General features: G+C 33.3%; 5 protein-coding genes and 3 pseudogenes. 4 read left to right on the top strand and 4 right to left on the bottom strand.

All coding sequences use genetic code 11. From position 1 onward, the window contains the following. Window positions 1-225 precede the first annotated feature (225 nt). Window positions 226-1,110: an alpha/beta fold hydrolase gene (locus BLV40_RS27105; protein WP_090690721.1), complete on the top strand. Its 885-nt coding sequence runs from the start codon at window positions 226-228 to the stop codon at window positions 1,108-1,110. 94 nt (window positions 1,111-1,204) lie between these two features. After that, window positions 1,205-2,635 (top strand): IS4 family transposase, encoded by a 1,431-nt coding sequence (locus BLV40_RS27110; RefSeq protein WP_090695708.1) that lies wholly within the window; start codon window positions 1,205-1,207, stop codon window positions 2,633-2,635. 211 nt (window positions 2,636-2,846) lie between these two features. Here the strand turns inward: BLV40_RS27110 and BLV40_RS27115 are convergent, their stop codons facing one another. Together BLV40_RS27115 and BLV40_RS27120 are read right to left on the bottom strand one after the other, a co-directional pair. Further along, window positions 2,847-4,049 carry an MFS transporter gene (locus BLV40_RS27115; RefSeq protein ID WP_170833725.1) on the bottom strand — a complete coding sequence of 401 codons (1,203 nt, stop codon included), beginning with the start codon at window positions 4,047-4,049 and terminating at the stop codon, window positions 2,847-2,849. Window positions 4,050-4,113: 64 nt separating this feature from the next. Continuing rightward, the gene (locus tag BLV40_RS27120) at window positions 4,114-4,590 is read right to left on the bottom strand and encodes a MarR family transcriptional regulator (RefSeq protein ID WP_090695710.1); all 477 of its coding nucleotides are present in this window, start codon (window positions 4,588-4,590) and stop codon (window positions 4,114-4,116) included. Window positions 4,591-4,822: 232 nt separating this feature from the next. Between BLV40_RS27120 and BLV40_RS29865 the strand changes: the two are divergent. Further along, window positions 4,823-4,999 (top strand): annotated as a pseudogene (locus BLV40_RS29865) (discoidin domain-containing protein); the annotation flags it as partial. 247 nt (window positions 5,000-5,246) lie between these two features. On the opposite strand, the pseudogene BLV40_RS27125 reads toward BLV40_RS29865, so the two are convergent. Together BLV40_RS27125 and BLV40_RS27130 are read right to left on the bottom strand one after the other, a co-directional pair. Further along, window positions 5,247-6,677, bottom strand: a pseudogene (locus BLV40_RS27125) (IS4 family transposase). 140 nt (window positions 6,678-6,817) lie between these two features. Beyond that, complete coding sequence (locus BLV40_RS27130) at window positions 6,818-7,291, bottom strand: DUF1203 domain-containing protein (RefSeq protein ID WP_001245414.1); 474 nt, start codon at window positions 7,289-7,291, stop codon at window positions 6,818-6,820. 612 nt (window positions 7,292-7,903) lie between these two features. Between BLV40_RS27130 and BLV40_RS27135 the strand changes: the two are divergent. Beyond that, window positions 7,904-8,167 (top strand): annotated as a pseudogene (locus BLV40_RS27135) (IS6 family transposase); the annotation flags it as partial.

An 8,167-nucleotide genomic window follows, 5' to 3' on the forward strand; every position in this document is an offset into this window, starting at 1 on the left:
CATCGCTATCAAGCTAACAAAACAAAATACCCCCTAAAATGAAAAAATACGCTATTCTTTCTATAGAATCATAGGAAAGGATGGAACTTTTGTATGTTTATTTCTATATCTAATAAATTACAACATGAATGAAAATAATGTAATTCCAGTATTTACAAATAAACTTCTCCTATTATAAAATTAGACTGAACAGTCGGTTTATAATTTGTTAGAGGAGTAGATAATATGAAAGATCACATCATAACTTTACAAGATGGGCGCAATTTAGCTTACATTGAATATGGTAAAACAAACGGATTACCAGTCATGTTATTCCACGGTACACCCGGTTCAAGAATTTGGTCATTAACAGATGATATGGTAGCAAAACGATTAGGGATACGACTTCTTTCAATAGATAGACCTGGCTACGGGCTCTCTGATTCAAAACGGAATCGAACAGTTCTGGATTGGGCAGAAGATGTAAATGAATTAGCAGATCAACTAAAGCTCCAAACTTTTTCTATTATAGGTGTTTCAGGAGGAGGCGCTTATGCAGCTGCTTGTGCTTACCAAATCCCTGAACGCTTACAATCCGTACAGATGGTTTCTAGTGCAACTCCGTTTGAAAATGAAAAGCCGCCAGCTAGTATGTGCCGTGAAAATCGGATTGCTTTCTTTATCTCCAAACGACTACCTTTGCTATTAAAATGGGCATATCGTACTCAAAAAAAGCAAATGGAAAAGAACCCTGAAAAATATATACAGGGGATGAAAAAGGGAAATGCACATTTATGCAAATGGGATCAACAATTTATTCAAACAGATGAAGATATTAAGTTATCTATGATCCATATGAAAGAAGCATTAAGAAATAGTGTAGATGAAGCAGTAGCAGAACCTGCTCTCTTAGCAAAATATTGGGGATTCAATTTTCAAGATATTTCCATTCCTATCCATATTTGGCACGGTACAGCCGACACTTTATCTTCAATAAAAGAAATAAAAAAAGTAGCCTCAGCTACCCCTCATGTAACAACCCATTATATGAAAGATGCAGGACATTTCTTACCCGACGATCCTAACATATGGGAATCTATTTTACAAACAATTATCCAAGATACAAATTAAACAGAAAATAACTTCAAAATCAACTTTTATTGTATATTTTGGAGTTACTTTACGTTTGCTTCTGTAGAATCATAGGAAAGGATGGCGTTTTTGTATGTCTATTTCTGTATCTGATGAATTACAACTATTTGCTCAAGAGATTCAACGTTTTTTATCTCCAAATATTTTACGAGACCTTGCTAGAGATGTTGGTTTCGTACAACGAACTAGTAAATACCAAGCAAAAGATTTAGTTGCTTTATGTATATGGATGAGTCAAAATATCGCTACAACCTCTTTAGCTCAGTTATCTAGCTGTCTAGAAGCATCCACAGAAGTACTCATCAGTCCGGAGGGACTGAATCAACGGTTTAATAAATCATCCGTTCAGTTTTTACAACATATATTGACTAACCTTCTAAATAAAAAATTAACTTCATCTATGCGAATTTCTTCTCCATACATTTCTGTTTTCAAGCGTATTCGTATTTTAGATTCAACCGCATTTCAGCTTCCAGATATATTTGCACCCATTTATCCTGGGGCGGGAGGATGTAGCCATACTGCTGGGATGAAAATTCAGCTTGAATATGACCTATTAAGCGGACAATTCCTACATATCCATACAGGTCCAGGTAAACAACATGATCGAACCTATGGTTCTCTGTGTGTCCCAACTGTGGCACCAAATGATTTATGTATCCGTGATTTAGGATATTTTCACTTAAAAGATTTTCAACATATACAAGATAAAAAGGCTTACTATATCTCTCGTATTAAATCCAATACACGTATTTATCAAAAAAATCTCACACCTGATTATTTTCAGGATGGAAGAATAAAGAAAGGTACAGAGTATATACAGATAGATATGGAGGCATTAATGAACTCTCTTCAACCAGGACAAACATATGAAATATCCGACGCTTATGTAGGAATGACAGATAAAGTACCAACTCGTGTGATTGTTCATCGGCTAACAAAAGAACAACAACAAAAACGATTGCAAGATCAAGCTGTAAGAGAGAAAAAGAAAGGAATGAAGTATTCCCCTCGTAGTAAACGTCTCAGTGGTATCAATGTATATATGACAAACACCTCTACAGATATTGTCCCGATGGGACAAGTACATGATTGGTACTCTTTACGTTGGCAAATCGAGATTTTATTTAAAACATGGAAATCATTCTTTCGTATTCACCATTGTAAAAAGATAAAACGAGAAAGATTAGAATGCCATTTGTATGGGCAACTGATCGCCATTCTACTCTGTTCTTCTACTATGTTTCAAATGCGTCAATTACTTCTTATGAAAAAGAAACGAGAACTAAGTGAATATAAGGCCATATATATGATTAAAGATCATTTTCCTCTTATTTATCAAGCCATACAGAAAGACACCCAAGAACTATCAAAGATTCTCATTCGTCTGTTCAACCTCCTACAGCAAAACGGGCGAAAATCTCATCGGTATGAGAAAAAAACAGTCTTTGATATATTAGGTGTCGTTTACAATTGTACCATGTCTGATGATCAAGTGGCCTAATTCAAAAAATGAAACCCGATAGGGTTTATTTCACATGCAAATCTTTAAATTCTGTACACGTAGCTTTTAGAAAAAAGAAACAACCTCTACACTATACTTGATGTTGTATGTGCTTAGCTTGATAGCAATGTGGCGGTACCCCATTATGGTTAATAATTTAACTGTATAGTTTATATATTAATTTTATATGCTGAAATCATAGATCATTTTCTTATTTTAGATTTTCTTGTTTTGGCACAATTTTAATAGACCTCTTACTAATCCGTATAAGCATGCCAAAAGAGAGAAAAATAAAAAATCCTCCAATTAGAGTAAATACAACTGTAGGCTTGAAATGTGCTAATAATAATCCCGAAACAATTGGTCCTACAGCCATTCCCATATATCTAATAAAGTTAAACATTCCCATTGCACTTCCTCTATTATGTTCAAATTCATTTGCAATCATAGTAGCAAATAAAGGAGTGAGGATACCAATTGATATTCCGTGGAGAGTTAAAGCAACTGTTACGCCAATTAAAGTATTCGAGTGTGTCACAGCAAATAATATAACGCTCAAAGCTAAGACTACATTTCCAGTTATAAAAAGCTTTTTTTGTGAAATTTTTGATTGAATTGTTTTAAAAATCATGCTACCAATTATTAAACTTATAGCCATTGGTAAGTAAAGTAAACCCACTACCTGTAAACATAATTGATAATGATCTGTTAATAAAATTGGTAAGTAAACAATGAAGGAGAAATAAAGAAAAAATGCAAAGAAACTTAATATTAATATGGAACTGCCCACTTTGCTTTTAAATATAGCAGCATAGTGAGATATAAGTGTTTTCCCACTCAATTCATTTTTACTTCCTATACGATCCTTAGGGAAATATATCCAATTAGTGATGAATAGAATTACAGATACTGCTACAAGTAGCCAGAAAACACCTGGGTAATTATATTTTTCTCCAATAAAACCTCCTAACACAGGTGCAACAGCAGGGGCAATGGATAACATGGTTTGATATGTACCCATTGCACTTCCTCGTTGTTCTCCTTGAAATATAGAACCAATTGTAGTTGCTGCAATAAGTGGTATTGCAGCTGTTCCTACAGCCTGTAAAATTCTACAAATTAAAAACACCGTAAAGTTACTTGTAATTGCACAACCAATACTCGCTATAATTGTTAAAATAATACTTGGAATAAGGATGGTCCTAGCTCCTTTAAAATCAATTATAGAACCAAAAACAATTTGCATAATTGCCGTAATAAAAATAAATATGGAAACTGAAAGGTTAACCATTGTTATAGACACTTGGAATGAATCCCGAATTATCGGGATTATAGGAGAATAAATATTTTGGTTTAAAGAAGCGAAAAAAGCACTAATACACAACAAATATAAAAGAAGCACTTGATTTAACACGGTTCATGCTATCCCTCCTAAAAGATTATTAATAATTAGCTAACTTATTTAAGTTAAAATAACTTTATTTTCCCAACATTTTATCGTTAATTTTTTGTAAAAACTTCAAAATTGCGTTTTGTTCAATTTCGGAAAATGAATCGACAAACTGATAAAATTCATTTTCTTTCTGATCATGAATTTTCTGATGTAATTCACAAAGTGATTGTCCTGCTGGAGTTAGTTGATAATATACTTCCTTTTTATTATCAATTGATTGAAAACGAGTGATTAAATTTTCTTTTATTAATTTGGTATTAATTTTTGTGATATTCGCCTTAGATAAATTCATTTTCCTTGCAATTGTAATATTATTTATTGGTTGATTCTCACCAATACAGGCAATTACGTGTATACTTGTCATATTTGTCGGTACATGTTCTATTTTTCCCATTTTTGCTTGCTTAAAAAAAGTCTCAATATCCTTATCTGCCTTTTGTTCATTGAGATGTAACAAATGTAAATAATTATCGTAGATTGTCTGCTTTATGTCCTTTTTCATTAAATGTTTCTACCTTTCTTTATCTTTTTTATCTAATTATTGTTTACCAGTAAACTATTTTGATTTTATATCTTCACCTAGCAATTGTCAATTGCTAAATTAGAATTTATCTAATTATATAAGCATCTTTTATTTATATATCTTTGATAATTAACCTTAATAAAGCCCTATTATATTAAAAAAATTAGTTTTAATGCATACAAGTCATTTTTTAAAATTGTTGACCTAATTTTACACAAGTACAGATGGTGTTAACTATCAAAAGGTAACTTCTGGAACATGGGAAAATAGCACGAAACAACAATTTGCAACATTTAAACCCGTATCTGCTAAATATGTGAAATTAGAGGTAGTAAACGGAATAAATGGATATGCCTCAGCCGCAGAAGTAGATATTTCAGGCTATTAATCTATCTATAAAATAAAAAAGACGTCATCCTTTCTAGTTAGCTTTTTAGAAAGAATAGCGTTTTTTTGCATTTGGGGGTAGTGAAGTTTCTTAAGTTGATGGGCATGGGGTACCGCCACATCGCTATCAAGCTAAGCTCATACAACGTCAATCATAGTAGGGGTTGCTTCTTTTTTCTAAAGACCACGTGTAGGGAATTTAAAGATTTGCATGCGAAATAAGCCCTAACGGGTTTCATTTTTTTGAATTAAGCCGCTTGATTATCAGACATGATACAATTGTAAACGACACCTAATATATCAAAGACTGTTTTCTTCTCATATCGATGAGATTTTCTCCCGTTTTGCTGTAGGAGGTTAAACAGGCGAATTAGAATCTTTGATAGCTCTTGGGTGTCTTTCTGTATAGCTTGGAAAAGAAGAAGAAAGTAATCTTTAATCATATATATGGCCTTATATTCACTCAGTTCTCGTTTCTTTTTCATAAGAAGTAATTGCCGCATTTGAAACATGGTAGAAGAACATAGTAGAATGGCAATCAATTGCCCATACAAATGGCATTCCAATCGTTCTCGTTTTATCTTTTTACAATGATGAATATGAAAGAATGATTTCCACGTTTTAAATAAAATCTCGATTTGCTAACGTAAAGAATACCAATCATGTACTTGTCCCATTGGAACAATATCTGTAGGAGTATTTGTCATATATACATTGATACCGCTAAGTCGTTTACTACGAGCGGAATACTTCATTCCTTTCTTTTTTTCTCTTACAGTTTGATCTTGTAATCGTTTTTTTTGTTGTTCTTTTGTTAGTCGATGAACAATCACACGAGTTGGGATTTTATCATTCATTCCTACATAAGCGTTGGATATTTCACATGTTTGTCCTGGTTGAAGAGAGTTCATTAAAACCTCCATATCTATCTGGATATACTCTGTACCTTTCTTGATTCTGCCATCTTGAAAATAATCAGGGTTAGGATTTTTTTGATAAATACGTGTATTCGATTTGATACGTGAGATATAGTAAGCCTTTTTATCTTGTATATGTTGAAGATCTTTTAAATGAAAATAGCCTAAATCTCGGATACATAAATCATTCGCTGTTATAGTTGGGACACACAGGGAACCGTAGGTTCGATCATGTTGTTTACCTGGACCTGTATGAATATGAAGGAATTGTCCACTTAATAAATCATACTCAAGCTGAATCTTCACTCCCGCTGTATGGCTACATCCTCCTGCACCCGGATAAACGAATGAAAAGGGATCTGGGATTTGAAATGCAGTTGAATCTAAAATACGGATACGCTTGAAAACAGAAGTATATGGAGAAGAAATGAGCATAGATGAGGCCAATTTTTGGTTTAGTAGTTCAGCTAGTATGTGTTGTAAGAATTGGACAGCCGCTTTATTAAATCGTTGATTCAGTCCCTCAGGACTGATGAGTACTTCTGTTGATACTTCTAAACAGCTAGATAACTGAGTTAAAGAAGTCGCAGCGACATTTTGACTCATCCATACACATAAAGCGACTAAATCCTTCGCTTGATACTTACTAGTTCGTTGTACAAAACCAACATCTCTAGCAAGATCTCGTAAGATATTTGGAGATAAACAGCTTTGAATCTCTTGAGCAAATAGTTGTAATTCATCGGATACAGAAATAGACATACAAAAACGCCATCCTTTCCTATGATTCTACAGAAAGAATAGCGTATTTTTTCATTTTAGGGGGGGATTTTGTTGTATTAGCTTAATAGCGATTTGGTGGTACCCCTTATAGGATAATAGAAGTTTGATTTCCAATTTTTTTACACTCTATTAACAAGGCAGTTATAGCATCCTGGTTTAGCGTTAAGAATGTGAATATATTCTACTTCTTTATTATCAAAAATTTCATCTATATTTTCTCTTAAATTTACACCTTCTGTAACCCTTGCTTCTACAATCATTGAGTCAGCATTGTAGCCGCGTACAGATAGATACCTATGATGTAACATATGCGGAATTTCATTTACATCTAGCTTAGCGGTAGTTGCTCCCTTTCGTATAAATATAGGACCACTTGCTTTATAAGGCGAATTAACACTATGATATTGGTAATTCAGTAAGATTACCTCTTCTCCTACCTCTGCATCCTTCAAACTTATCCTGCAAGGATATCCAGGATTTTTATTTGCTATTATTTTGACTGCCCCAATACTTTTTAATACTTCTTCATTCATTAGAAATAGGTTATTAAACTCCTTCTCTTGTAACGCAACGATTTGAAAGTTATTTCTCATATTCTATCCCTCCTTAATTAGTTGTTATAAAGCATTTCACTAATGATGCTACCACTAAAGTTCATAAAACTTGTTCAATAATCCTGCCCGTTTATTGAAGATTGAATTTTCATAATCCTTATATTAAGTTTAACATGAAATTCCACAGGAACCTCTAAAAAATCATCCTTTTTAAAATAGGATGATTGCCCAGTTTATTTAAAGTATAGAATATCGTTTAAAGTAAATTGTTTATCGGTTAAACCTAGTTTCTGAGCTGGCGTTGACCTTGTCTGTTTGGCTACTTTAGTAGCCAAACAGAAGTTGTAGTACGTTCTAAAAATATATATTTTTTGTTACAAGTTAGCACAAATTTTCGTTCTGGGGGGTACTATAAAATTTTAGCTTGATGGCGATGGGGTACCGCCACATACCCATCAACTTAAGAAAAGTAAACACTTAAAAACGAAAAAAGGAGCTGATTTCTCCAAATAACTAACTGTAGAGAAAGGAAATTTTCATTTTAGGGATACTTCAAAATATTAGCTTGATAGCAATGTGGCGAGACGGTTCTGTTGCAAAGTTTTCTACATGAAGCTACACTCTAGAAAACAGGATATAGGAGAATCAGACATGAGATATTTTAAAGGAAAACAATTCAAGAAAGAGATTATTTTAGTAGCTGTAGGCTACTATTGCCGTTTTTCTTTAAGTTATCGCGATGTATCTGAAATCCTGCAAGAACGTGGTATTTCTGTTCACCCAACAACCATCATGCGATGGGTTCATGAATATGGAAATCTCATCTATCAAATTTGGAAAGTGAAAAATAAATCCGCACGCTTATCTTGGCATTTGGATGAAACTTATATCAAAGTTAAGGGAGAATGGCGTTAT

This window comes from Bacillus sp. 166amftsu, from assembly GCF_900107445.1.
GTDB lineage: Bacteria > Bacillota > Bacilli > Bacillales > Bacillaceae_G > Bacillus_A > Bacillus_A arachidis.